This is a genomic window from Paenibacillus woosongensis, from assembly GCF_009725165.1.
In the GTDB taxonomy this organism is placed as follows: Bacteria; Bacillota; Bacilli; order Paenibacillales; family Paenibacillaceae; genus Fontibacillus; species Fontibacillus woosongensis.
The window spans coordinates 1-25821 of the sequence record NZ_WNZW01000016.1; the positions used below are offsets into that span (position 1 = coordinate 1).

Below are 25821 nucleotides of genomic sequence, written 5' to 3' on the forward strand. Positions count from 1 at the left end.
TCGCCACACACTTCCATCCATTTGTCAAGTCCTTTTTTCTTTTGCATGCAAAAAAAGAGCGGGCTATCTTTTCGATAACCTGCTCTTTTCACGATATTTGGATCTGCGCCCTAACTTAATGACATTGCCCCTGCGGGGCATCCTTTTCCCACCGGAGAATTGGATGTCTTTTTTTTATTTTTGCGGCGATGACGGTGTATAATGAGATAAGCAAAACAGAATGGATTTTCGCTTAAGCTATCTTTGGTTTACATAACTATAATTACGTTAATTTATTGGAGGACTGCGTATGAATGCACATGAAATCGATTTTGAAATTTACGGCAACGAAATGCAGTGCGTCGAAATTCAGCTGGATCAGGGGGAGAGCGTAGTCGCTGAAGCAGGAAGCTTCATGATGATGGATCAGGACATTCGGATGGAGACGATTTTTGGTGATGGCAGCAGCAGCGGCGGCGGGTTGGTCGGCAAGCTGATGGGAGCGGGCAAACGGCTTCTAACCGGAGAAGGCTTGTTCATGACCGTGTTTACGAACGAGGGCTATAACAGACAAAGCGTGACCTTCGCATCTCCCTATCCGGGCAAAATTATTCCGCTCGATCTTCAGATGCTCGGCGGGAGAATTATTTGCCAAAAGGATTCCTTCCTGTGTGCTGCCAAGGGCGTATCGGTAGGTATTGAGTTTCAGCGCCGGCTCGGCACTGGCTTTTTCGGGGGCGAGGGCTTTATTATGCAAAAAATTGAGGGAGACGGGCTGGCGTTCGTTCACTCCGGCGGTCTCGTCCTGGAGAAAAACCTCGCGCCGGGCGAAGTGCTTCGCCTCGACACAGGCTGTCTGGTTGCGATGACGGCCGGAGTCGATTATAACATCGAGTTCGTGAAGGGAGTCAAGTCAGCCTTGTTTGGCGGGGAAGGGCTATTCTTTGCCACGCTGCGCGGACCGGGCAAAGTGTGGGTGCAGTCCTTGCCGTTCAGCCGTATGGCCGATCGCGTGCTATCGGCGGCCCGCTACTCGGGACGTAAGGATGAAGGCAGTATTTTAGGCGGGCTGGGCAATTTATTTGAAGGAAGATGAAGCAAATTAGACTCAGGCCTCCTATTGACAATCCGCCACTAGTGTAACTACACTTGTTACAGTATAGGCGGGAGGGATATGTATGACGATCAGTTCACGATTCGCCGTCGCTATTCATATATTGACCGTGCTGGAAACGAACCGGGGAGGCGTGAATACGTCCGAGTATATTTCGGACAGCGTGAACACCAACCCGGTCGTAATTCGGCGCATTACAGGGATGCTAAGCAAAGCAGGCCTCGTAGAAGCAAGGCCGGGCGTTGCCGGCTCGAAGCTGGCAAAGGAAGCAACCGATATTACGCTGCTGGACATTTACCAGGCTGTCCATGCTGTGGATGAGAATGGCCTGTTCGCGGTTCATGACAAGACGAACGATAATTGTCCGGTAGGACGCAACATCCAGTCGACGATTGAACCTGTTTTTGCTGAAGCTCAGAAGGCGATGGAGAGCACCCTTCAGAAGGTTACATTGCAGGATATCGTGCGCGATTTGGAGAGCAAGCCATAACCGTCTTGTTAGAAGCTCGAAAAGCCGATTCCCTCGCAAGAGAGAGTCGGCTTTTTGACGGGCAGGCATTGGCTTAAGCTTCCTGCTTTTCGATTTTGGCGACGTTGTTGAGCTTATGCCGTACGGGATGCTTGGCCAGTTTTTTGGCCACGATTTTAGCCTCAAAGGTAATGGTATCTCCAATGTCTAGTCCGGTCTTTTTCATGGTTGCGCTATGGCTTGACCAAGCGTCCCCGATTTCGATTTCAGGCTCGATGACAGCCGCATTCTCATAGATGACGACCTCATCATCGTTATCGGAGAAGTGATTGGGGATGGTTGTAAACTCCTTGACGGTAGCCATCATTTTCACTTTGCCCTCCGGAAGCTCCAGTTTGGTTTTTTTGGCTTTTTTACTGCTGGCTTTAGGGGTCTCTTCAGCAGCAGCTGGCAATTTGTCGTTCGTATTGTCGGCTGGGATCGCTTTCTCCTTCGCTGGAGCGGCGGCAGCTTCATTCTTAGCTTCATGTTCCGATTCCGCTGCCTTAGACGAATCTGTTTCATTGGCCTTATTGTCCGGTGCTTCCGCCGCGTCACCTGCTTTGACCCCATAACTGGCGGCCTGCATTTCCTTCAGGTAGGAAGGGTGGATACAATGCTTCTGATGGTTCGCCAACTCGATGACAGCCGTAATATGATCGACATAGCCGATAATGCTGCATGCTTCATTTAATCCATGGCCTTTATAGTAGAAAATTTTGATCTTAGCCGCTCTGTCGGATAACAGGCCCCATTCCTTGCACTTATCGATGAGGTCTGCTTCGTCCGAGAAGGCCGTATACGTATCCGGTTCGATCAGAAACGAATGCACCATATATTTTCTCCGCCTTTATTGTTTATTCCATCCTATTTTATCATGTTTTGCTCCAATTAGCGGCATGCTCAGTACAGGAATCTCCATAAGTAGAACGTCGCATATGCTTCCCAATTGGTCCACGCCGCGGCCAGTGTGCGGATTTCCTGCTTTGCCGGCTTGCGGTCGCTGCCCGTTAAATGCTTAATGGCGTTATGCAGACCGACATCATCGATTGGAAAAGCCGAAGGCATCCGCAAACAACGCATCATTACATAATTAGCGGTCCACGGCCCGATGCCGCGAATGGAAACAAGCATCTGCTCCGCCGCCTTTAAACTGCTGGCATTCAGCAGCTTGTCTTTCGTCAATTCTCCTTCGGCAATTAGCCGGGCTGCACCGATAAGGTACTCGCATTTTTTGACGGTCATTCGCAGCCCGCTTAAATCTTCAACCGTTAACACGGCTATGTCGGCTGCGGAAGGGAAGAGCCAATACTGCTCTCTATCAACAACTACTTGTTTGCCAAAACGCTCAACAAGCCGTCTTTTCAATGTATATGCATAACCCAGACTGATCTGCTGTCCGAGAATCCCCCAGCTTACCGCTTCGAACAGATCGGGGATGCCGATCATACGAAGTCCATAAAAAGAAGAGACCGCTTGCGTCAGCAGCCGATCCTCCCTGGCCATCTCATAAAAAGGAAGAAGATCCCGATCCATGTCGAACCATTCTCTGACGTATTTCGCGACTTCCGATTGCAGCGATGGACTGATGAGCGCAGTACCGGCTTTAATAGTTACCTTCAGCGACTTATCACCATTATCGCTGACCTCTATGATCGGTGTATGCTGACCGATCGCTAATGCTCTGCTAATCCGGCCATGGCGGATCTGATATAGGCATTCATTGGGCGATCTTAATAAGTAAGCCAAATTTTGCGCAAAGCTAAATGGTTCGGGAACGTCTATCAACAGGTTCATCTCTGTGCTTGTATCCATAGTTATTCCTCCATTCCGGCTGTTTAGAGCACATTCTAGTTGTAACATGAAAGTTGGTTTAGCAGTTTCGATATCTTGCTTTTACATTCGGAAATACGTTCAATTCGGCGAATCTGGAGTTATACTTGTTTATGGAGGCGAAGCAAGCTATGAGAAAACAAGGCCAACCGTTAACCGAAGAGTTATGGCAAGCGATCGTAGGGAATAATGCGACTTACGACAACCGATTTATTTACGCTGTGCAATCGACGGGGATTTTCTGCCGGCCTTCCTGCAAATCCCGCCCGCCGAAGAGGGGGCATGTCCGAATATTTGCCAATGCGGAGGAGGCTTTATCCGCGAATTTTCGCCCCTGCAAAAGATGCAAGCCTGCTCATGGCCAGCTTCCAGACGCTGAATGGGTGGAGCAGATTACGGGGTATATGGACGTCCATTACCGGGAGAAGCTCACACTGGATATTTTAGCTGAAATGTGCCATGGCAGCCCATATCATCTGCATCGCACCTTTAAGCGAATTAAAGGGGTGACGCCAGCTTTGTATCTGCAGCAAAGGAGATTGAACACGGCGACAAAATATTTGCGCACAACCGACAAAGCGATCTCTGAAATCGCCGAGACTGTTGGTATCGGCAGCACTTCTTATTTTATCACCCTTTTTAAAAAAGCGACGGGACAGACCCCGTCAGAATACCGCGAATGCGTGAATAGAACAGGAGGTACCTTATCATGACAGCGTTAACGGAAACCCCATTGTACTGGTCATTGCTGCAGATGGATCATTGGAGCATTCATATTGCCGCAACGCCCCGGGGATTGTGCTATGTCGGTTCTCATAACCAGCCGTTTGCGGAGCTGTCGGCTTGGGCAAACCGGAGATTCCCAGGCAGCGGCTTGAGGGAGGACGAAGCGAGAATGCGTCCCTATGCGGAAGAATTAAGTCAATATTTACGAGGAGAGCTTGAGTGCTTCAACCTTTCATTGGACGCTCCCGGGACCGGGTTTCAACGGATGGTCTGGCAAGCGCTCGCCGAAATCCCTTATGGCTGTACAGAATCTTATACAGGTATTGCCCGCAAAATCTCTAAACCATCTGCTGTACGGGCCGTTGGGGCCGCGATTGGGGCAAATCCGTTATTGATCGTCATTCCGTGCCACCGCGTTATAGGCAGAAATGGGGCCCTTACGGGGTATCGCGGCGGGCTGGACATGAAGGCGCGTTTAATCGAACTGGAACAGGACTATGGAAAAAGACAGGAGCCATTTATGAGGCTTTAAAATTTTTGAGCCGGTCAGCTTCGCACCGCGAGAAAGTATGTTAAAATGTTATAGAAAAACCCAAAACAAGTTTTCTATAAAATAACAAATATGTAAATATGATACAAAAGTCCTATTGATTTGTAATACATCCTCCACTAATCTGTGATTGAGAGAAAGTGTTCACAATTTTGTTAAAAATTGCAGACGTGTGCATAAACTCTCCACACCATATCGGGAGGATGATTTGTATGAAGAAGAAAGTTAGTTTTTTTCTCGCTCTATCGTTAGTGATGACACTATTCGGTGCGCTCCATGCATCCGCGGCGTCCATTACGGTAGACTCTACAATTATCGTTAAGGCAGGAACAACGTTTGACGGCAAAGGCCAAACTTATGTTGCCAACCCGAAAACTTTAGGCGACGGCAGCCAGGCTGAGAACCAGAAGCCGATATTCCGCCTGGAGGCGAACGCCACGCTGACGAACGTCATTATCGGGGCGCCAGGCGCTGACGGAGTTCACTGTTACGGAAACTGCAACATCAATAACGTAACATGGGCGGATGTAGGTGAAGATGCACTTACTCTCAAATCTTCTGGAACCGTTAACATTAATGGTGGAGGCGCTTACAAAGCGTACGACAAAGTATTTCAAATGAATGCGGCTGGTACGATCAACATTAAGAACTTCAAAGCGAACGATATCGGCAAGCTTGTGCGGCAAAATGGCGGCACCTCTTTCAAAGTTGTAATGAACGTGGACAACTGCGACATTTCCAAGGTTAAAGATTCGATTCTGCGTACAGACAGCAGCACATCAACCGGGAAAATCACGAATACGAGATATTCTAGTGTTCCTACCTTATTTAAAGGCTTCGCATCCGGCAACACAAGCCAGTCTGGAAATACGCAATATTAATAGTTTAGCCTGTTACGGCCTGCGAATGACATGCACGTGTTGTCATTTGCAGGTCTTTTATATATTTTAAAAATATTAGTGTTGACCTTCTCGTTACGTAAAGGTGTACAGTGATGTTGTCAGGAGGTGATCCCATGGAATATACCATACAGAAGCTAGCCCGGCTAGCCGGAGTCAGCACGAGAACGCTTCGCTATTATGACGAGATTGATATTCTTAAGCCGGCAAGAATCAACTCGTCCGGTTACCGCATCTACGGCCAAGCTGAAGTAGATCTGCTGCAGCAAATTTTGTTCTACCGCGAGTTAGGCATTTCACTGGAGCAGATCAAAGCGATCATCACCTCGCCCAGTTTCAACAGCGTTTTGGCGCTTAAACAGCACCGGGAACAGCTCCTTGACAAAAGAAAGCAATTGGATGTCCTGATTGGAAATGTGGATAAGACGATTGCTATGCATGAAGGGAGAACAAGCATGACGAATAAAGAGAAATTTGAAGGGTTCAAACAGCAATTGATCGACGATAACGAGCAGAAATACGGCAGGGAAATCCGGGAAAAATACGGGGAAGAAAAGGTTGACCAGTCCAACTTGAAATTGCGCGGAATGACGGAGGAGCAATACGAAAAAATGACGCACTTAGAAGAAGAGTTCAAGCGAACGTTGGCCGAGGCATATAGAACCGGCGATCCAGCTAGCGAAATTGCTCAGCGGGCGGCGGATCTGCACAAGCAGTGGCTGTGCTATTCTTGGAATGAATACAGCGCAGAAGCTCATGCCGGGCTGGCGCAGATGTACGTAGACGATGAGCGGTTCACCGCTTATTATGATGCAGAACAGTCCGGTACGGCACAGTTCCTTCGCGATGCAATTCTCATTTATACGGGAATTTGATTCATCCCTGCGGGGAGCGGGTATTAATGAACAAGTGGGAAGTGGCTATAATCAATGAACAGACGGAACGGCAGAATCCTGTATTCCGAAAGGTAGTTGATTTACCATGTACTCTCTCAAAAGGAAGAGAAAATCGATATTGCGTCGATTGTTCTCTGGTAAGGCACCCTAGCTATTGGAAGGCGGCTGCGCCATAAATGGTAACCCCATAGGGGGAGCGCCATGATGGGTTGCGCCATAAATTGAATATGACTTGAAGCTACCGCTTCCCACGTTTAAAGACTCTGTGCCCTTGGCACGGGGTCTTTTTTGCTTCAGCGGGCGGCGGGTTTGCAATTATTAGTTTTCCTAATCAAAGATATAAGATCATTCTAATTGACCACCTGCACACGCTATGATAAGTTTTATTAAATGATAAATTAGATAGTAACACTAGGAATTAACTCAAATTCTATGTATGCTGCGTGAGGTGGATATTGTTGGAACTACAAGTGAGTAACAGCCCATTTAGTCAAGAGCAGGCGGAGCTGCTCAATCGTCTTCTTCCTACGCTAAACGATCATCAGCGTATTTGGCTAAGCGGATATTTGATCGCATTGCAGGGAGCCGGTGCGCCTACCGCTGCAGCTACCCTCGTTCAGGCAGTTGCGGCCGCAGAACCGGCCATTTCCAAGGAAGTGACCGTGCTCTACGGCTCGCAGACGGGGAACAGTCATAATCTGGCTGGAAAGCTGTCGAAGAAGCTGGAGGAACAGAGCTTCCAGGTCACTATGGCGTCGATGAGCGATTTCAAGCCGAATACACTGAAGAAAATTGAGAACCTGTTTATTGTCGTAAGTACACATGGCGAGGGAGAACCGCCGGACAGCGCTATCGCCTTCTATGAATTCCTTCATAGCAAGCGGGCTCCGAAGCTTGAAGGACTACGTTATTCCGTCCTTGCGCTTGGAGATACATCCTATGAGTTCTTCTGCCAGACAGGGAAAGATTTCGATAAACGCCTGGAGGAGCTTGGCGGCGAACGGATATCTCCGCGTGTGGATTGCGATGTTGATTTCGATGAATCCGCCGCAGAATGGATGGGGAATGTCCTCGAAGCGCTCGGCAAACTAGCGTCATCCGGTGTTTCGGTTAGCAGTACAGCTCCTGCGGCCGCAGGCAGCGGCACGGAGTCCGAATTTTCGAGAAGCAACCCGTTCTCTGCGGAAGTGCTGGAGAATCTGAATCTGAACGGCCGCGGCTCGGATCGGGAGACTCGTCATATCGAGCTATCGCTGGAAGGCTCGAACCTTCAGTATGAACCGGGAGACAGCCTGGGCATTTATCCGGAGAATCATCCGCAACTGGTCGAGGATCTGATCACGGCTATGGGCTGGAAGGGCGAGGAAACGATCACCGTAAATAAGAACGGAGAACAGCGGACCCTTCGGGATGCCCTGCGTCGCTATTATGAAATTACGGTATTGACTAAACCCCTGCTGGAGCAAGCTGCGCAGCTAAGCGCGAGCGGAGAGCTGAAGCAGCTGTTTGAAGCCGGGCGCGAACAGGAGCTGCGGGCCTATCTGGCTGAACGCGATCTGCTCGATCTGGTTACGGATTACTCTTTTGCGGGGGTAAGCGCCAGCCAGTTCGTGTCGATTCTGCGGAAAATTCCTGCGCGCCTGTACTCCATTGCCAGCAGCCCCAACGCATATCCGGACGAGGTGCATCTCACCGTTCGCACCGTCCGTTATGAAGCGCATGGCCGCAACCGTTACGGGGTCTGTTCGGTTCAGCTAGCAGAGCGGGTAGAGCCGGGGGATACTTTGCCGGTATTCGTTCAGCATAATCCGAGCTTTAAGCTGCCGGAGAATCCCGACACTCCGATTATTATGATCGGGCCAGGAACGGGAGTTGCGCCTTTCCGAGCTTTTCTAGGCGAACGGGAAGAGACGGGGGCGGAAGGAAAGTCATGGCTGTTTTATGGGGATCAGCATTTTTCAACGGACTTCCTGTATCAGGTGGAGTGGCAGCGCTGGCTTAAAGATGGCGTGCTGACCCGCATGGATGTTGCGTTCTCCCGGGATACCGACAAGAAGGTCTACGTTCAGCACCGGATGCTCGAGAAGAGCAAAGAGCTCTACAAGTGGCTGCAGGAAGGCGCGGTAGTGTATGTATGCGGGGACGAGAAGAAGATGGCCCATGACGTGCATGCCGCCTTGGCTGCTATTCTTGAACAAGAGGGCGGTCTTAGCCCGGAGGAAGCTGCAGAGTATTTGACGCAGATGCAGCAGGAGAAACGTTATCAACGGGATGTATATTAAGCGGGGAATCCTGGAGATTACGAGAGGAGAATTGCCAATATGTCAGACAACAATTTATTGTCGCCGAACAGTGCGCCGCATAGCGACGTTGAAGATATTAAGATAAGAAGTAATTATTTGCGCGGAAGCCTGGAAGAGACGCTCCTGGATCCGATAACCGGATCCATACCGGAGGATGATAACCGGCTGATGAAATTCCATGGCAGCTATATGCAGGACGATCGGGATTTGCGGAACGAGCGTCAGAAGCAGAAGCTGGAGCCGGCCTATCAATTCATGCTGCGGGTGCGTGCCGCAGGCGGCGTCGTAACGCCGGAGCAATGGCTCATGATGGACAGCGTATCGCAGAAGTACGCAAATGGAACGATTCGGTTGACGACGCGGCAATCGTTCCAGCTTCATGGGGTCATCAAGTGGAACTTGAAGAAGACCATCCAGGAAGTAAATGAAGCCATGCTGAGCACCTTGGCCGCTTGCGGTGATGTGAACCGTAACGTGATGTGCAACCCGAATCCGTACCAATCGGAAATCCATTCCGAGGTATATCATTGGGCCAGCAAAGTAAGCGACCACCTTGATCCGCAAACAAAGGCGTACCATGAGATTTGGCTGGACGGCGAGAAGGTTATCGACAGCAATGATCAAGCCGAGCAGGAGCCTATCTATGGACGCGTCTATTTGCCGCGGAAGTTCAAAATCGGCTTAGCCGTCCCGCCGTCGAATGATGTCGACGTTTTCTCGCAGGATTTGGGGTTCATTGCAATAGTTGAGAACGGACAGCTAAAAGGCTTCAATGTTACGGTGGGCGGCGGTATGGGAATGACCCACGGTGATGTGAAAACTTATCCGCAGGTATCCAAAGTAATCGGCTTCTGCTTGCCGGAGCAAATCATCGATGTGGCGGAGAAGACCGTCACGATACAGCGAGACTACGGAGACCGTTCCGTCCGGAAGCATGCGCGTTTCAAATATACGATTGATGACCGAGGTATCGATTGGTTCGTTCAGGAACTGACAAATCGCCTGGGATGGAGCCTGCAGGAAGCAAAGCCTTTTCACTTCGAGCATAACGGCGATCGTTACGGATGGGTGAAGGGCAGTAACAACAAATGGCATTTTACGCTATTTATTCAGAACGGCAGAATCAAGGATGAAGCGGATTACAAGCTGATGACGGGCCTGAGGGAAATCGCCAAGGTCCATACCGGGGATTTCCGGCTTACGCCGAACCAGAACCTGATCATCGCTAATGTCAGCAGCCAGAAAAAGAAAAAAATCGAAGGCTTGATTCAGCAGTATGGACTTACCGACGGCCTGCATTATTCTGCGCTGCGGAGAAACTCCATGGCCTGTGTGGCATTCCCGACCTGCGGCCTCGCCATGGCTGAGTCAGAGCGTTATTTGCCGACATTGCTCGACAAGATCGAGCCTATGCTGGAGGAGTCCGGTTTGCAGGAAGAAGATATCGTCATTCGGATGACTGGCTGCCCGAACGGCTGCGCCAGACCGATGCTCGCTGAAATCGCCTTTATCGGCAAAGCGCCAGGCAAGTACAATATGTATCTTGGCGGGGGGTTCTCTGGGAACCGCTTGAATAAATTGTACAAAGAAAATATCGGCGAGGCTGAAATTCTGGAGTCCTTGCAGCCAATCATTACTCATTACTCCAAAGATCGCCAAGAAGGCGAGCATTTCGGTGATTTCGTCATTCGCGCCGGTTACGTTCAGGAAGTCACCGACGGCCAGAATTTCCACGCTTAAAATCAAGCCGAGTCAAGCATAGCGTCTCACTGCCAAGTGAGGCGCTATTTGTTTTTTTGTCTTAAAAAGTTAATTATTGACATGAAAAAAATATTATGTCATTATTGTGTCAATATTGAATCTATTAAATGAAAATCGAATAGTAGGGGGCCGATTTATGAAAATCAAAGATATGATGTATGTGGCTTTATTTGCCGCAGTCATGGCTGTTTTAGGTTTATTGCCTCCTATTCCGCTCCCGTTCATCCCCGTGCCGATTACAGTTCAAACGTTGGGAGTCATGTTGGCCGGAAGTATTTTAGGCGCTAGATTAGGAGGTTTAAGTCTGCTTATCTTCGCAATCATCGTCCTCGCAGGAGCGCCTCTACTGTCCGGTGGAAGAGGAGGCTTGTCCGTTCTGGCCAGTCCAACCGGAGGTTACTTCTTAAGCTGGCCGATCGCTGCATTTTTGATTGGATACATGGTGCAGCGGATGGGTGCACGCATCAACCTCTGGAAATTGATATTAATCAATGTGGTTGGCGGAATCCTAATCATTTATGCCGTCGGCATCCCTTACATGTCCTTCATGACGGATGTACCGCTTGGGAAAGCCATTATTGGCAATATCACCTTTATCCCTGGCGATCTGCTCAAGGTCGTGGTATCTTCACTGATTGCGATCAGAATGCTGAAGGTAAGTCCAGTTATGCTCCGCCAGGCGAACAGCCGCTCACACAAAGCTTAAATCTCCTACCATTGCGAATACGTAAGGTTTGCCTCCACTTGGCAAACCTTTTTTCAACCAAACAATTCCATTGCTGCTGCATTACTAACATCATATGGAGGTCATGCCATGATCTATTTTTCGGGCGTCTCATTCCAGTATCCCCAGCAGGACTGCGTTCTGAGTGATATATCCTTTACTATTTCACCCGGCGAATATGTGATTATCGCAGGAACAAACGGCACTGGGAAATCCACGGCAGCCAAGCTGATCAACGGGCTGCTGCTGCCTACGGAGGGCGAGGTGCGATATATGGAGTACCGGACCAGCAATGAACGGGAGCTGGGAACGATACGACAAAAAATCGGGATGGTCTTCCAGAATCCCGAAAATCAAATCGTTGCTTCTACCGTGTATGAAGATGTTGCTTTTGGCCTGCAGAATCTCTGCTTGGCCCCAGAAGAGATTGCCACGAAGGTGAGGCTCGTATTGGAACTCGTAGGTATGCTGGAATACATCCACGCTGATGTCGATTCTTTATCAGGCGGTCAGAAACAGAGAATAGCGATTGCCGGCATTCTGGCTGTAGAGCCGGATGTAATTATATTCGACGAGTCGACTTCGATGCTTGATCCGGAAGGCAAACAGCAGGTGCTGGGTCTGATCAGGGAACTGAACCGGAAGGGGATCACAATCATTTCAATCACCCATGATATGGAGGAACTGGCCGAGGCGTCTAGACTGATCGTGCTGGATCAGGGATGTATCCGGTACGACGGTCTGCCGGGCAAGCTGTTCGAGGAGGGCTATCTGTCGATTCCCGGCTTGGCTGCTCCTTTCGCTGTAAACGTAAGAGATGCTTTGCGAAGCAAAGGAATTCCGCTCCCGCGCAACCTATTTAGTATGGAAGATTTGGTGGATGGATTATGGAAATTACATTAAATGACGTATTTTACTCCTATAACGCTGGAACGCCGCTCGAGAACGAAGTGCTGCGCGGACTCAATTTGAAGCTGGACAGCAATAAAATTACCGCTGTCGTAGGAAGGACGGGCTCTGGCAAATCTACCTTCGTCCAACATCTTAATGGACTGCTGTACCCGACGAGGGGAAGCGTCCATGTTGGCGACGCCATCATCAAGAGCGGCAGCAAAAGGAAGCCCGTTCTCTTTGACAAAGTGGGCATCGTATTTCAAATGCCGGAGCACCAGCTGTTTGAGGAGACCGTTCTAAAGGATGTTTCCTTTGGTCCCCGTCAGTTAGGCTGGCCGCAGGATCTGATCCGAGCCAAGGCGCTGGAGGCGCTTAGGCTGGTCGGTCTGGACGAATCTTTCGGAGAGCGGTCGCCATTTGAGCTAAGCGGCGGGGAGAAGAGGAGAGCTGCGATTGCCGGAGTGCTGGTGATGGAGCCTTCCGTGCTTATTCTGGACGAGCCTACGGTTGGTTTGGATTCCGAGGGCAAACAGTCGCTTATGGAGCTGTTTCTAAGCTGGCGCAAGGAGAAGCAGCGTACGCTTGTCATTGTAACCCATGATATGGACCTACTGGCCGAGTACGCTGAAGATGTCATCGTTTTCGAAAGTGGTAAAGTCAAACTCAAAACAGATCCGCTTACGCTTTTTACGTATTATCGAAAGGAAATTGAGGCGTTAGGATTAAAGCTCCCGCTGGCGCTGTCCCTCGTCGAGCAATTAAACGCCAAGCTGTACACCCCTATAACGGTTGAGTCCGTGAAGAAGGAAGCGATTCTGGCGCAGCTCGCCGATCATTTCCTTATCCCCAGCGGAAAAGGAGGGGTCTGAAGCATGGCCTTGACCCAGCATCTGATATTTGGCCAATACATTGATAAGAAATCGCTGGTCCATGAGCTCGATCCGCGAACGAAGCTGTTGATCGTCATGGCCTTCATGATTTCGGCGCTGCTCCTCACGACGCTTGTCTCTTATGTTCTGCTGGCGCTAATGGTCGCGGCGGCCATTGCCATTTCCAAAATACCGCTCACCTACATCATCAGGGGATTAAAGCCGGTATGGCTGATTGTGATCATTACGTCGGTCTTTCACATTTTCTTAACGCAGGGCGGAGAGGTGCTGTTTCAACTTGGCTCTGTGTCCATCTATGAGCAAGGCGTACTTAAGGCGATTGCGATTGCTGTACGCATCATTTTACTGTTAGCCATGGCCACCTTGCTGACCTTAACGACGAAGCTGAGCGATTTGACCAGCGCCATTGAAACACTGCTGTCACCGCTGCGCAGAATAGGAGTGCCGACACAGGAAATCGCCATGATGATGACTTTAACGATCCGCTTTATTCCGATTCTTCTGCAGGAAACCGACAAAATTATGAAAGCCCAAAGAGCCAGGGGCGTTGATTTTGCCTCCGGCAACATAGTCAAAAGATTGCTGAACTTTATCCCGATTATTGTACCCGTCCTGATGCTGGCGTTCCAGAAAGCCGAAAGTGCCTCCCAGGCAATCGAAGCCCGGGGTTACCAGCCAGGAATGCAGCGCACACAGCTAAGAACGCTTGCTCTGAAAGCCATCGACTTCAAATCGCTGCTTGTGTCGGGACTATTCATGTCCGTGCTGATCGCACTCAGAATGTGAGGAGGAACGATGCGTATATATCCATGCACTCTTGAAGAGTACCGCGACCTTATTGCCGTATCCCTTGGCCGGAAACCTCCGGATGTTTGGTTGAAGAATGCAGCCTATCTCAACGTATACACGGGACAAGTCGAAAGGGGTCATATTTACGTTTCCGGCAACCGGATCGCCTACGTCGGAGACAAGGAATTTGCGGCATCGCCAAATACGCAAATCATTGAACTGGAGCAGAGGCAAATCGTCGTTCCCGGTTATATTGAGCCCCATGCGCATCCCTGTCAAATGTACAACCCGTTCACTTGGGGCGTTAGCCAGCTCCGTCAAGGGGCCGTATTATCGATTAACGATAATTTGTCCCTGCTTATGCTCCTTGGCGAACGGGCGATCTCGTTTATTGAAGAATTAGACCGGATCAGCAGCCATATGTTTTTGTGGTGGTGCAATTTTGATCAAGTACAGGCTGGCGACCGGCATTTGCTCAAAACGTGGCTTGCTCATCCGCTTGTCATTCAAGGCGGTGAATTTACGGAATGGTTTCAGCTTCTTCAGGGCGATGAGGAGCTGCTGGAACGGCTGTATCTGTTAAAGAGCGCGCGTTTGCGAGTAGAAGGTCATCTGCCGGGCGTCTCCTATGAAAAAATCAGCGGGATCGCGGCGGCGGGTATCGGGGCGGATCACGAGTCCCTAAATGCCGAGGATGTGCTAAAGAGATTGAAGCTCGGACTGTACGCCAGCCTGAGATACTCTTCTATACGCCCGGATCTGCCGGATATTTTGGCTGGACTGGCCGGAGATCCGCGTTTTAATTTAAACCGCGTTATGCTTACGAGCGACGGCCCTTCGCCGCATTTTACGGAGGAGCACAGCATTCCCGCCATGATCAAGCTGTGCATGGAAGCCGGCTTATCCGCCGTAGAAGCTTACAGGCTGGCTACCCTGAATCCGGCGACGTACTATGGGCTCTATGAAGATCTGGGCGGCATTGCCCCCGGCAGGCTTGCCAGCTTCAACGTACTGGATTCGCTGAACGAGCCGGCTCCGCTCCATGTTATGCAGCAGGGGACATGGCGCATCTGGAACCGGGAAGACATGCAGCCAGCCGATGAAGCTGCTATCGCAAGCTGGCTGCATACCTATTTCCGGCCCCCAAGAGTGCCAGCCGAGCTGGTCCCGGAACAGATCCGTGAACAAGGCAGCACAGGTATTGAGCTTGTCAACGATGTCATTACGAAGCCATACGAATTTATTGCTGGTGAACCGCTAGAGGACGAGGAGAGCTTCATTACGCTGCTTGACTCTAAAGGGAATTGGACGCTTCATACCCGTATAAAAGGCTTTGCTTCTGGGGTTACGGCGCTGGCCAGCACTTATAGCGCTTCAGGTGATACTTTGCTGATCGGCAGGAGTGAAAAGGGGATATGCGACATATTGCAGGAGCTGAACGAGCGTGGCGATGGGATACTGGTTTATTTCATCAACGGGGAGAAGCTGCATATCCCCCTTCCGTTAGGCGGCACAATGAGCGCCGGGAACATGAAAGAGATCAGCGAATCCCTTGGTCTTTTTGCATTTCGGATGAAGCAACACGGCTATCGGTTTCGCGATCCCGCCTATACGCTGCTTTTTCTGACCGCTTCCCATCTGCCTAATATACGCATGTCTGCGAAGGGACTGTATCTGGTTAAGAACGGACATGTGATTGCCAGTCCTGTTCGTCTGGATACCCGTTAGATGTCATTACCAAACATTCTGCAGAGAAGGTGATCCTTATGCTGATTACGGAGGCCGTTCAAACACACGCCGCCAGACAACCGGAGAAAACCGCGCTCGTCGTCGATCACCGCCGGTTGACATACCAGGAGCTTGACAAGGCCATTAACGAGGCGGCTTGCGAACTTATGGCCTTTGAGAATAGCTTTAATGAAGCTGGGCATACGCTCGTCGGTTTCTTGCTGCATAACAGCGTGGAGTTCGTGCAATATTTTTTGGCTGCGGCAAAGCTCGGGATATGCTCAGCGCTATTCGATCCGAAATGGGCCGATGCAAATATCGAGGCGATTTTAGAGGAGTGCAGGCCTGCTATTTTGGTTGTTGGCATCGATTTGCTGCCTCGCTTGGCCAGTGTTCCTGATACGACGAAGCTGATCGTCATTGACAGCGATTCCGCAGTGCAGGAGGAAATAAGGGGCCATAGCCGCGAAGGCAATACGGCTCCAGCCAGAGCTGGTTTTGCCGGACACCGATTTCCCCGCAATTCAACTCCAGACAGCATATTCTATATGGGGTTTACTTCAGGAACCACTGGAATGCCGAAAGGCTTCCTTCGTGCTCAGCATTCATGGCTGGAGAGCTTCGCTCAGGCCAAGGAGGCATTTGGCTTAAGCGAAGCCGACCATGTTCTTGGTACCGGGCCGCTCGTACACTCTTTGACGATTTATGCGGCGATTCAAACCTTGTATCTTGGCGGAACCTTCTATCTCCCGCGAAGATTCAAGGCCGCGCCAGCGCTGGCTATGCTGGAAGCCTGTCCCATTACCCATATTTATCTCGTTCCAACGATATTCGAAGCGCTGTACTATGAAGCGATCTCGCAAACCCCTGTTTTTGCTGCGCCGCAGGTAAAATCATTAATCACGACGGGAGACAAGTGGACACCGGAATCGAAGGTGAAGGCAGGGGAGGTCTTTCCTCAGGCAGGCATTTACGAATTCTATGGCGCTTCCGAGCTCAGCTTCGTCACGGTGCTGGATCCGGCAGGCAACGAAGCTAGACCGGACTCGATCGGCAAGCCGTTTAACGGAGTGGAGGTGTCCTTGCGCAAGCCTGACGGTACAGAAGCAGGGGCAGGTGAAGTGGGACAGATTTTTATCAGAAGCGGCATGATTTTCTCCGGCTACTTCAATCATGCTGACGAAACGAAGCAGGTTATCCATGGAGAGTGGGCAACGGTAGGAGATCTGGCGATGAGGGACTCAGAAGGCTTCCTCTATATGGTGGGCAGAAGCAACAATATGATCATCAGCGGTGGGCTTAACATTTATCCCGAAGAAATCGAGAAAATTTTGCTGTCGTTAGAGGAAATCGAGGAGGCCATTGTAGCTGGATTGCCTGACGCCTACTGGGGGCAAAAGGTCGTGGCTCTCGTGAAAGCAAAACAGGACGCGGTGATCAGCGATCAGGATATTATGGCGCACTGCCGCAAACGGCTGGCCAGCTATAAATGCCCGAAGGAAATTTTGCGGGTCGAATCTTTCCCTTACACGAACAGCGGCAAAATATCGCGCGCGTCCATCCATGATTGGCTGGCCGGAAGGGTGGTGTGAGTATGTCCATTCCTGTGATTGTAGCTGCCAAACGAACGGCCATCGGCAAATATGGAGGAATGTTCAGGGAGATTCCACCCGAGTTGCTCGCCGCAGAGGTCATTCGAGCTATTCTGGGCGAAACCTCCGTGAACCCTGGGGATATCGATGACGTAATCCTCGGCAATGCAGTTGGCCCTGGCGGCAATATCGCCAGATTGTCCGCTTTAACCGCCGGACTGCCGGTGGAGGTACCAGGAGTTACGGTCGATCGTCAATGTGGCTCGGGTCTCGAAGCGATCCATTTGGCGGCGCGGCTGATTCAGGCTGGAGCGGGCGAGATCTATTTGGCGGGCGGTGTGGAGAGCACAAGCCGAGCGCCGTGGAAGATCGAGAAGCCTCTTTCTTTATATGGCCGAGGATTTCCAGTTATTATGGGCCGCGCAAGGTTCTCTCCTGATTTTATCGGCGATCCGGATATGGGCAAGGCCGCGAATAATGTTGCTAACAAATATGGGATCACCAGGGAGCAGCAGGATTTATTTGCGCTTCATAGCCAAAACAAGGCCGTAGACTCGATCCGCAGCGGGCGCTTTCAAGGTGAAATCGTGCCGGTCTCCATTACGGCAGAGCGTGAAGCAATCATCATCGATACGGATGAATGTCCGCGCCCGGGCACAACGCTCGAGAAGCTCGCGGCTCTGCCGCCCGCATTCGATGCCGACGGCACGGTAACCGCGGGCAATGCTTGCCCGGTCAATGACGGTGCAGCGATCGTCCTGTTGATGTCACTCAAGATGGCCCGCTCATTAGGCTTGCAGCCTGTCATGCAGTTCGTCGATTCGGCCGCAGCTGGCGTTGATCCGAATTATTTAGGAATCGGTCCGGTACCCGCAGTAAGCAAGCTGCTCGCAAGAAACAGCCTGACGGTAGGTGATCTCGATATCGTGGAATTCAATGAAGCTTTTGCCTCGCAGGTGCTGGCCTCTTTACAGCAGCTGAGCATACCGGAGGATATCGTCAATGTCGGCGGCGGGGCTATTGCGCTGGGCCATCCTTACGGAGCCTCCGGCGCCATTCTCGTCACACGCCTGTTCAGCGAAATGCGGAGCATGGACGCTGCAAGGGGCGTGACGACGCTTGGTATCGGCGGCGGACTGGGGCTCGCGACGTTATGGGAGAAATGCGTATAAAAAGGAGGCAACTGCATGCACCTTAATCAGCAAACTGCAGTAATAACCGGCTCCACCCGCGGTATCGGCCGAGCGATCGCCCATAGAATGGCACAAGAAGGTGCCCGGGTGGTCGTCAACGGTACCGATGCAAGCCGTGTTAACGCAGTTGTTGAGGAAATTCGCCAAAACGGCGGCGTCGCCATTGGCATCGCCGAACCAGTCCATACGATGGAGGGCGGAGCCCGGATCATCTCCGCGGCGACGGCGGAGTTCGGCCAGGTGGATATTCTGGTGAACAACGCTGGAATTATCCGCGATAAAATGGCGCACAAGCTTGGCGAAGAAGATTGGGACGCTGTGATCAGCATTCATTTGAAAGGAGCCTTCTCCTGCATTCGGGCCGCGCTGCCGGGCATGAGGGAGAGGAGACAGGGCTGTATCATCAATATGACCTCAACAGCGGGCTTAACCGGAACAGCGGGTCAGCTCAATTACAGCGCGGCTAAAGCCGGCTTGCTCGGCATGACGTGGACGCTGGCACTGGAGCTCCGGCATTACGGAATCAGCGTCAATGCCATCGCTCCGGCGGCCTTGACGGACATGACTGCTCCGTATATCGAGCGGGCGAGACGGGATGCAGAGGCTGCGGGCCAAAACCTCCCCGATTACTGGCGGGTCGGAACGCCCGAAGAGGCTGCCGAGCTGGCGGTGGCGCTAAGCCTGCCGCAGACCCGGGGAATTAGCGGTGAAATATTCTCCGTTAACGGCGGCGATATCGGATTATGGGCACGACCCAAGCATGAGTTGCTGACCTCGCGTACATCGGGAAATTGGAAGGCCAGCGAAATTGCCGCCGAATTATTGACCAAATCGCCGAATTGATCGAGCTATGGGGGAATGCCTTGTTGAAAAAGAAAAGAATATTTATCGGCATGATGGCCGGAATGGGCAGGGTCAACCGCTGCTTGCCCATCGCACTCAAGCTTCGGGACATGGGGCATGAGGTCGCTTTTACGATTTGGGGAAATGCGGGCGCAGCCATGGAGGAGCTCGGCTTTGAAGCTATCCCGATTCCGCCTATTCCGGAGCCGAAGGGCCAAACATTCGATCCCGATTTTGCGGATTTCAATCAATTTCTGGCGATGATGGGTTATGCCGACCCGGTATATATGAAGAACGAGCTTGAATCCAGGCTGGGTGTAACGTCGGCCTTCAAGCCGGATCTCGTGCTCACAGATTCCAGTTTATCGGCGGCTTTCATTGCCCGCAAGCTTGGAATTCCGCTTGTTTCCATCCACCAGTCCTGCTCCCTTCCCGGAGGCGTGCCATTTAACCCAGAGGCAGCAGCAGAACCGATAGATGACGGCGCCGGTAATGCCAATGATGCCGGTAATGCCGGTAATACTGTCACTGTGGCGCTAAACGAGACGCTTGCTTTGCACAGACTGGAACAGAGCGACAATGTCTTGACCTTCTTGGCCGGCGATTTAGCAATTGTGCCAAGCATCCCAGAATTTGATCCCGTAGATCCAAGGGCCCTTTCAATCCCCCTGGAATATGTTGGTCCGATCGTCTGGAGGGATGACAGCGTGGCAGGTCTGCCGCCGTCCTGGTTGGCCGAGGAGCGGAGCGTGGCCGGGAAGAGACGCGTATTCGTGTATACGAGCAGGCTCGTGGAATGGGGTGTCGAGAGCGGTGGACATATTTTCAGGGAAGTGGTCCATGCGCTGGGTAATACGTCTACGGAAATACTAATCGCTACGGGCTTTAATCCGCTGGAAGGGGATCGGGGGAAAATTCCTCCGAATGTGAGCTTTGCGACTTACGTATCCGGGGTGATGGCGGCAGAGCGAAGCGATATTATGATACACCACGGCGGGCACGGGAGCTGCATGACGACGCTATTGACAGGCACACCTTCATTGATGATTCCTACCTGGGCGGAAAGGGAGTTCAACGCTAGGCAGCTGCACCATATTGGCGGCGGCCGTATGATCCGCCCTAACGAAATGACGGGGCAGCGGCTGGCGGAAACCGTGGATACGATGCTCGGCGGGGGTGCTTTGGAGCAGGCGCAAACATTACGGGACAGCATTGCTTCCCGTCATTACGGAGGCGCAGAGCGCGCTGCCGCCTTAATTAACGGACTGCTGTAGGCGTTGCGCATAGATTGACTAATAAAAGGAGCTAACGGCTTTGCCCTATCAATTTCGGCCACGATGCAATGCATGTTCCCGGGCTGCGGGCCGAGAAAGGAGAATTCTATGAAGGCTAGCATTGTCATACTGGCCTATAATCAGAAAGAAATTATCGAAGCCTGCCTGACTTCCCTATCCCGTCAATATCTGCAGGAGGGGGATGGCTTCGAGGTCATACTCGTCGATAACGGATCAACGGATGGCACAGGAGAAATGATTCATCAATTAGCGGTAAATTACCCGCTAACTTATAAATACATCCCGGACACGGCGGAATCGAGCAGAGCTGTTTCCCGTAATCAGGGCATTGTAAGCTCAAGCGGTGATATCGTTATTTTTCTGGATGGGGATCAAATTCCCGGACCGGGGTTCGTCGCCGAGCATTTGCGCGTTCATAAATTTGCGGAGGACAAGCTTGTCATCGGCTTTAGAAGATATTTGGAGCAAGGAGCGATCGCTGGGGGGCGAGGAAAAGCGCTTTTTGAAGCAGGCAGCTTGCCGCCCTTTGAGGAAGATGAACGGTTTTGGCTGATGGAGCGGTTCTCCGAGAATGCCGGAGCGCTTCGTACGGCCTGGCATCTGTTCTTCAGCTGCAATATATCGGTCAGAAGAGAGAGACTGATCGGAGCCGGCATGTTTAATGACGGTTTCGTGGGCTGGGGACTGGAGGACAGCGAGCTCGGCTACAGGCTGGAGCAGGGAGGCGGTTCGTTTATTTTCAACAAGAGCGCGCTTGCCTATCATGTCCATCATCCTTCCGAATTCAATGAGGCCCGTTACGCTGGCTGGCTGGCGAATTTGCAGCATTTCATCTCCCGCCACCCGTCCTTTGAAGTAGAAGCGCAAAAAATCCTGGCGGAATTTTTCAATCCGCAAATCAGAATTTCCTGGTGGGACTGCTACGTAAGGTTCGAGAATGTCGTCCGGGCCTATCAAGGGTATGAAGGGAGCCGTTATCCCGTCAGCATTATCGTGGTTTATAAGCATAGCACCGAAGCGGTCAATGCGATTACTTCCGAGGCAGCAGGCAGGGAAGTCGCTGTGATCGATCAAACCGCATTATCCGATCTCGATCTTATCTGCCAGTCGATCAGGCAAGCTTACGATGTACTTTACTATAAACACCCTACCGAGAGGCAGCTTGTCGAGCTGTACCGCATATTTGCAGCCAGAGGAATTTGGAGGCAGCAGGTGTTCGACTGAGTTGGGATCGCTTTAATATCAGGTCATAATCGGATCATATTCATAAGGAGTTGAAAGGAAGCATGAATTTTGAACTGACCGAAGAGCAGAAGCACATTCAACGCACCGTACGCCAATTTGTTGCCGATGAGCTCATTCCTTTAGAACGCCAGCTGCTTCTCAACGAGCGAGAGGGCAGGCAGGGGATCAGCCGGGAGCAGCTCAGAACGCTTCAGAACAAAGCTAGAGACCTCGGGCTTTGGGGCATAGAAACGCCGCAAAGATACGGGGGAGCTAATCTGGGTACGATCACAAGCGCCATCGTAAAAATGGAGCTGGGCCGCACCTGCGTTCCTTTTGTACTGGGCGGGGAGGCTGATAACATCCTGTTCATGTGCAATGAGAAGCAGATGGAACGGTATTTGTACCCGGTCATTGCCGGGGAAAGGCAGTCCTGCTTTGCGCTTACCGAACGGGCAGCCGGGTCGGATGCAAGCAATATCCAAATGTCGGCCAAGCGGACGGTTGGCGGATGGATTTTGAATGGCGAGAAGGCTTTTATTACGAATGGAAACGAGGCGGATTTCGCCATTGTCTTTGCCGTGACCAATCCATCAACCGGCAAGAACAAAGGTATTACCTGTTTTCTTGTCGACCGGGAAATGGGCTGGACGTCGGAACCGATTCTGACGATGGGCGGAGATAAAAGCCCCTCCTTGCTGACGTTTGACCATGTGCTCGTTCCCGATGAGAATGTGCTCGGCGAAGTGGATCACGGGCTCACGATGGCAATGCAGTGGATCAGCAGAGGACGCTGGGTCGTTCCGGCCATTGCGGTCGGGGCGTCGGAGAGGCTGCTGCAGATGGCGATCGATTATGCGAACGAAAGGGTGACCTTCGGCGAAACACTGGCTTCCAGGCAGAGTATTCAATGGATGATTGCCGATTCCGCGGTTGAGGTCGAGGCGCTGAAATGGCTTGTCCTGCATACGGCATGGCGGGTGGAAAAACAGCTTGATGCGCGTCATCATGCCTCCATGTCGAAGTTGTACGGTGCGGGCGTCGCCAACCAAGTCGTTGACAGGGTGCTGCAAATTTACGGCGGCATGGGTTATTCCAAAGATCTGCCGATCGAGCGCTGGTACCGGGAGATGAGAGTATGGCGCATCTATGAGGGAACGGATGAAATTCAGCGGCTCATTATTGCGCGAAACCTGCTGAAAGGAAATGTGAAGATCGGTCATTGGGATTAGGCGAGTACATAATCGGCCGAACCGCTGTATGCCAATATGCGCTGCGATTGACCACTCGTAAAAGGAGCGTCCGCATAAGATTCAGAACACGATGAATCAGGCTCAGGCCGAACGATAGAAACCTCCAGGAGGCAATGGATAACCGGATTATTTTGGGCTTCTGCTTCATTGAGAATATCACCGTCGATGATAGTCTCTTTGTCCCCAGGCTGAGAGGGGACTACGGACTGAACAATAACCTTGGCGAACACGGTGTCCCCTTCTACAATAGGCATGCGAAAGCGGCATTCCAAATTCCTGAGCGTCATAGGCGCGGTTTGCAGCTCCTGCAGCAGATTTCCGACCATGCCTAATACGAGCATGCCATGAGCCACCCGGCCGGGCAGCCCGAATTCTACTGCCTTCTGGGCATCCAAATGGATGGCATTGTAATCGCCGGAAGCTGCGGCATAAGCGACAAGCATGTCCCCGGTTATCGTGCCGAGGCAGGCATCGATCAGTATGGTTCCCGGAATGAGAGAGCTCTCCTTATCCCATAGGCCGTACAGCGCGGAAGGTAAAGTATGCCGGGCAATCCTAGGGGTAGCTGGGTTGGTATGCGATTGGGGCCGCGGCTGTGGTTTTGGCTGATCCAGCAGAAGAAGGGTGGTATTCGCCTGCAATATGAGTTCCTCATGCGCATTCCTGACATCCATCACGCAATCCAGCAATTGCATTGGTCCTTGGGAACCTTCCGTTTCCCGTATGCTTGCCAGGTGAATTTGCCAGATAATCTCCTCATTATAGGGAAGAACCCGATAATACTGCAGCGTCTGCTGGCCGTGAATGATAGTTTTGCCGCCTTGATCGTCTGGCAGCCAGGGAAGCTCTACGTTCTGCCACAGCGTAATAGGATACGTCAGAGGAACGATGGTAACACTAGAACGAAAGGCTGCGGGAAAGCCCTGCAGAAACGCACCGGTTCGTTCCTTGGTAATGATTGTGCGCTGCGGCGGTACTGAAGTTAGCTGCCATTGATCCATCATCGAGACTCCTCCATTCAAACAATAAAATGCGCGATACAAATGTATATTCCATAAAATTCCTCCCCTTTAATATAGCCGATCATTTCAAGCTGCTGCAATAAATAACGTCCAAACCTGATTCTACGATGAATCGGGTTTATTTTGTTTCCCTATAAAATCAAGTAAAAATACAGACAAGCCCAGCTGAAACACAAAAACAAAATAAAACCAATTACTAAATAAACAAAAACAGATATAAAAAAAGAAATAATTATGTATTATTGTTGACTTTTATGGTATTTTGGGATTAGGATGATGTCATACCTTATTTTATTAAGGAGATGGGTATGGAATGAAGAACTACATTGCCGTAGATATCGGCGCCTCGAGCGGCCGCCTGGTGAGGGGAACCCTTCATCAGCAGGAGCGGAGGATCGAACTGCAGGAAATTCATCGCTTCAGCAATGCTTTTACCGAAACAGAAGGGCATGATTACTGGGACATCGATTACTTATTTGCGGAAATTATCAAGGGATTGCAGCAAGCCAAGAAGGAGGGGATTGAAGCCTGTACGCTTGGAATCGATACGTGGGCTGTCGATTATGTACTTCTTGACGATAATGGAAAGCGCATTCATGATGTGTACGCTTACCGGGACGGCAGGACAAAGGACGCCCCGGATCGTCTGCACCGAACGATTAGCAGAGCCGAGGTGTACAGCAGGACAGGAATACAAGAGCTGCCGTTCAACACGTTGTACCAGCTCTATGTTCATGAAGACGATCAGCTCTCCCAAGCCGCCAAAATCATAATGGTACCGGACTATCTATATTACCGCTTAACCGGCAAGCTCATAAACGAAGTGACGAACGCCTCGACCATGCAGCTTCTGAATTTGGCAGAGAGAGATTTTGACAGTAAACTGCTCGGGCTGTTGGGATTGCGCCGCGAACAATTCGCGAAGCTTACGGAGCCGGGCGTGAAGCTGGGAAGAATCTCACCTGAGCTGCAGCGGCAGTACGATTTGCCCGAGTGCGAGCTCATCGTTGCTCCAACCCATGATACGGCCTCGGCCGTTGCGGGGGTTCCGGCTCAGCCGCATACGTCCTGGGCATATATCAGCAGCGGGACATGGTCTTTGCTGGGTGTGGAGCGCAGCACCCCGCTGAACACGGCCGAGGCAATGAACGCCAATTATACGAATGAGTGGGGCGTTTATGGCACGTATCGTTTCCTCAAAAATATTATGGGACTCTGGATGATCCAGGAGGTGCGCCGCGAGACGCAGAACGCTTACAGCTTTGCCGCGCTGGCGGAGCTGGCGATGCGGGAAAAGCCGTTTCAGCACTTGGTTCCGTGCAATGACCAGCGATTCTTAAACCCCCGCAGCATGACGGAGGAAATCCGGGCTTGCTGCCGGGAGACGGGGCAGCCCGAGCCGGATACGATCGGCAAGCTGGCGCGCTGTATCTTTGACAGCCTGGCACTGACCTACAAAGACAGCATCCAGGAGCTGCAGAGACTGACGGATCAGCGAATCGATACGCTGCATATTGTCGGCGGCGGAGCCAATAATGAGCTGCTCTGCCAGTTAACCGCAGATATGGCGGAAATCGAGGTTATAGCGGGGCCATCGGAGGCGACCGCTCTAGGTAACATCGCTGTCCAGATGATCAGCTCGGGACAATTGCAGGGAATGGAAGAGGCCCGGGGGATCATCGGTAATTCGGTTCCGTTAAAGCGATACGAGCCACGGCCTATTCATGAAGAAGAAATGGATGCTGCCGGCGCGCGCTGGGAGCAAATCAAAGCGAGATTGGTTCAGCCCCGCTGAAAATATATCA

23 protein-coding genes are annotated in these 25821 nt (G+C 51.4%); 20 read left to right on the top strand and 3 right to left on the bottom strand.

Annotated features, from left to right (window positions below):
• Positions 1 to 289: 289 nt before the first annotated feature.
• Together GNP95_RS22880 and GNP95_RS22885 are read left to right on the top strand one after the other, a co-directional pair.
• The gene (locus GNP95_RS22880; protein ID WP_155613150.1) at positions 290 to 1075 is read left to right on the top strand and encodes a TIGR00266 family protein; all 786 of its coding nucleotides are present in this window, start codon (positions 290 to 292) and stop codon (positions 1073 to 1075) included.
• An 82-nt stretch (positions 1076 to 1157) separates the two neighbouring features.
• A complete protein-coding gene (locus GNP95_RS22885; RefSeq protein ID WP_155613151.1) occupies positions 1158 to 1583 on the top strand; it encodes an Rrf2 family transcriptional regulator in 426 nt (141 codons plus the stop codon).
• A 73-nt stretch (positions 1584 to 1656) separates the two neighbouring features.
• Here GNP95_RS22885 and GNP95_RS22890 read toward each other — a convergent pair whose 3' ends face one another.
• Both GNP95_RS22890 and GNP95_RS22895 read right to left on the bottom strand, forming a co-directional pair.
• A complete protein-coding gene (locus GNP95_RS22890) occupies positions 1657 to 2436 on the bottom strand; it encodes a hypothetical protein (protein ID WP_155613152.1) in 780 nt (259 codons plus the stop codon).
• Between the two features lie 68 nt (positions 2437 to 2504).
• A complete protein-coding gene (locus tag GNP95_RS22895; RefSeq protein WP_155613153.1) occupies positions 2505 to 3416 on the bottom strand; it encodes a DNA-3-methyladenine glycosylase 2 in 912 nt (303 codons plus the stop codon).
• A gap of 149 nt (positions 3417 to 3565) precedes the next feature.
• On the opposite strand from GNP95_RS22895, the gene GNP95_RS22900 reads away from it, so the two are divergent.
• The 17 genes from GNP95_RS22900 (at position 3566) to GNP95_RS22980 (ending at position 22973) form a co-directional block, all read left to right on the top strand.
• Positions 3566 to 4147 carry a bifunctional transcriptional activator/DNA repair enzyme AdaA gene (locus GNP95_RS22900; RefSeq protein ID WP_155613154.1) on the top strand — a complete coding sequence of 194 codons (582 nt, stop codon included), beginning with the start codon at positions 3566 to 3568 and terminating at the stop codon, positions 4145 to 4147.
• The gene (locus GNP95_RS22905) at positions 4144 to 4692 is read left to right on the top strand and encodes a methylated-DNA--[protein]-cysteine S-methyltransferase (protein WP_155613155.1); all 549 of its coding nucleotides are present in this window, start codon (positions 4144 to 4146) and stop codon (positions 4690 to 4692) included. The genes GNP95_RS22900 and GNP95_RS22905 overlap by 4 nt, the downstream gene beginning before the upstream one ends.
• 230 nt (positions 4693 to 4922) lie before the next feature.
• Positions 4923 to 5591: a pectate lyase gene (locus GNP95_RS22910; RefSeq protein WP_155613156.1), complete on the top strand. Its 669-nt coding sequence runs from the start codon at positions 4923 to 4925 to the stop codon at positions 5589 to 5591.
• Between the two features lie 134 nt (positions 5592 to 5725).
• Positions 5726 to 6484 (top strand): MerR family transcriptional regulator, encoded by a 759-nt coding sequence (locus tag GNP95_RS22915; protein WP_155613157.1) that lies wholly within the window; start codon positions 5726 to 5728, stop codon positions 6482 to 6484.
• 479 nt (positions 6485 to 6963) lie between these two features.
• The gene (locus GNP95_RS22920) at positions 6964 to 8787 is read left to right on the top strand and encodes an assimilatory sulfite reductase (NADPH) flavoprotein subunit (RefSeq protein WP_155613158.1); all 1824 of its coding nucleotides are present in this window, start codon (positions 6964 to 6966) and stop codon (positions 8785 to 8787) included.
• A 39-nt stretch (positions 8788 to 8826) separates the two neighbouring features.
• Positions 8827 to 10548: an assimilatory sulfite reductase (NADPH) hemoprotein subunit gene (gene cysI, locus GNP95_RS22925; protein WP_155613159.1), complete on the top strand. Its 1722-nt coding sequence runs from the start codon at positions 8827 to 8829 to the stop codon at positions 10546 to 10548.
• Between the two features lie 157 nt (positions 10549 to 10705).
• Positions 10706 to 11275, top strand: coding sequence for a biotin transporter BioY (locus tag GNP95_RS22930; RefSeq protein ID WP_155613160.1), 570 nt, complete (start codon positions 10706 to 10708; stop codon positions 11273 to 11275).
• Between the two features lie 108 nt (positions 11276 to 11383).
• A complete protein-coding gene (locus GNP95_RS22935; RefSeq protein WP_155613161.1) occupies positions 11384 to 12196 on the top strand; it encodes an energy-coupling factor transporter ATPase in 813 nt (270 codons plus the stop codon).
• On the top strand, positions 12181 to 13056 hold the full coding sequence (locus tag GNP95_RS22940) for an ATP-binding cassette domain-containing protein (protein WP_155613162.1): 876 nt from the start codon (positions 12181 to 12183) through the stop codon (positions 13054 to 13056). Before GNP95_RS22935 ends, GNP95_RS22940 begins: the two co-directional genes overlap by 16 nt.
• Positions 13057 to 13059: 3 nt before the next feature.
• The gene (locus tag GNP95_RS22945; protein ID WP_155613163.1) at positions 13060 to 13863 is read left to right on the top strand and encodes an energy-coupling factor transporter transmembrane component T family protein; all 804 of its coding nucleotides are present in this window, start codon (positions 13060 to 13062) and stop codon (positions 13861 to 13863) included.
• Positions 13864 to 13872: 9 nt separating this feature from the next.
• A complete protein-coding gene (locus GNP95_RS22950) occupies positions 13873 to 15594 on the top strand; it encodes an adenine deaminase C-terminal domain-containing protein (RefSeq protein WP_155613164.1) in 1722 nt (573 codons plus the stop codon).
• Positions 15595 to 15632: 38 nt separating this feature from the next.
• Positions 15633 to 17186, top strand: coding sequence for an AMP-binding protein (locus tag GNP95_RS22955; protein ID WP_155613165.1), 1554 nt, complete (start codon positions 15633 to 15635; stop codon positions 17184 to 17186).
• Between the two features lie 2 nt (positions 17187 to 17188).
• Positions 17189 to 18358 carry a thiolase family protein gene (locus GNP95_RS22960; RefSeq protein ID WP_155613166.1) on the top strand — a complete coding sequence of 390 codons (1170 nt, stop codon included), beginning with the start codon at positions 17189 to 17191 and terminating at the stop codon, positions 18356 to 18358.
• 15 nt (positions 18359 to 18373) lie between these two features.
• A complete protein-coding gene (locus tag GNP95_RS22965) occupies positions 18374 to 19222 on the top strand; it encodes an SDR family NAD(P)-dependent oxidoreductase (RefSeq protein ID WP_155613167.1) in 849 nt (282 codons plus the stop codon).
• Between the two features lie 23 nt (positions 19223 to 19245).
• Complete coding sequence (locus tag GNP95_RS22970) at positions 19246 to 20496, top strand: nucleotide disphospho-sugar-binding domain-containing protein (protein WP_155613168.1); 1251 nt, start codon at positions 19246 to 19248, stop codon at positions 20494 to 20496.
• Positions 20497 to 20604: 108 nt separating this feature from the next.
• The gene (locus GNP95_RS22975; protein WP_196427294.1) at positions 20605 to 21741 is read left to right on the top strand and encodes a glycosyltransferase; all 1137 of its coding nucleotides are present in this window, start codon (positions 20605 to 20607) and stop codon (positions 21739 to 21741) included.
• 62 nt (positions 21742 to 21803) lie between these two features.
• Positions 21804 to 22973: an acyl-CoA dehydrogenase family protein gene (locus tag GNP95_RS22980; RefSeq protein WP_155613170.1), complete on the top strand. Its 1170-nt coding sequence runs from the start codon at positions 21804 to 21806 to the stop codon at positions 22971 to 22973.
• Here the strand turns inward: GNP95_RS22980 and GNP95_RS22985 are convergent.
• On the bottom strand, positions 22970 to 23998 hold the full coding sequence (locus tag GNP95_RS22985; protein ID WP_196427295.1) for a MaoC family dehydratase: 1029 nt from the start codon (positions 23996 to 23998) through the stop codon (positions 22970 to 22972). The two genes, GNP95_RS22980 and GNP95_RS22985, sit on opposite strands and share 4 nt — an antisense overlap.
• 331 nt (positions 23999 to 24329) lie before the next feature.
• Between GNP95_RS22985 and rhaB the strand changes: the two genes are divergently transcribed.
• On the top strand, positions 24330 to 25811 hold the full coding sequence (gene rhaB, locus GNP95_RS22990; RefSeq protein ID WP_155613171.1) for a rhamnulokinase: 1482 nt from the start codon (positions 24330 to 24332) through the stop codon (positions 25809 to 25811).
• Positions 25812 to 25821: the final 10 nt, after the last annotated feature.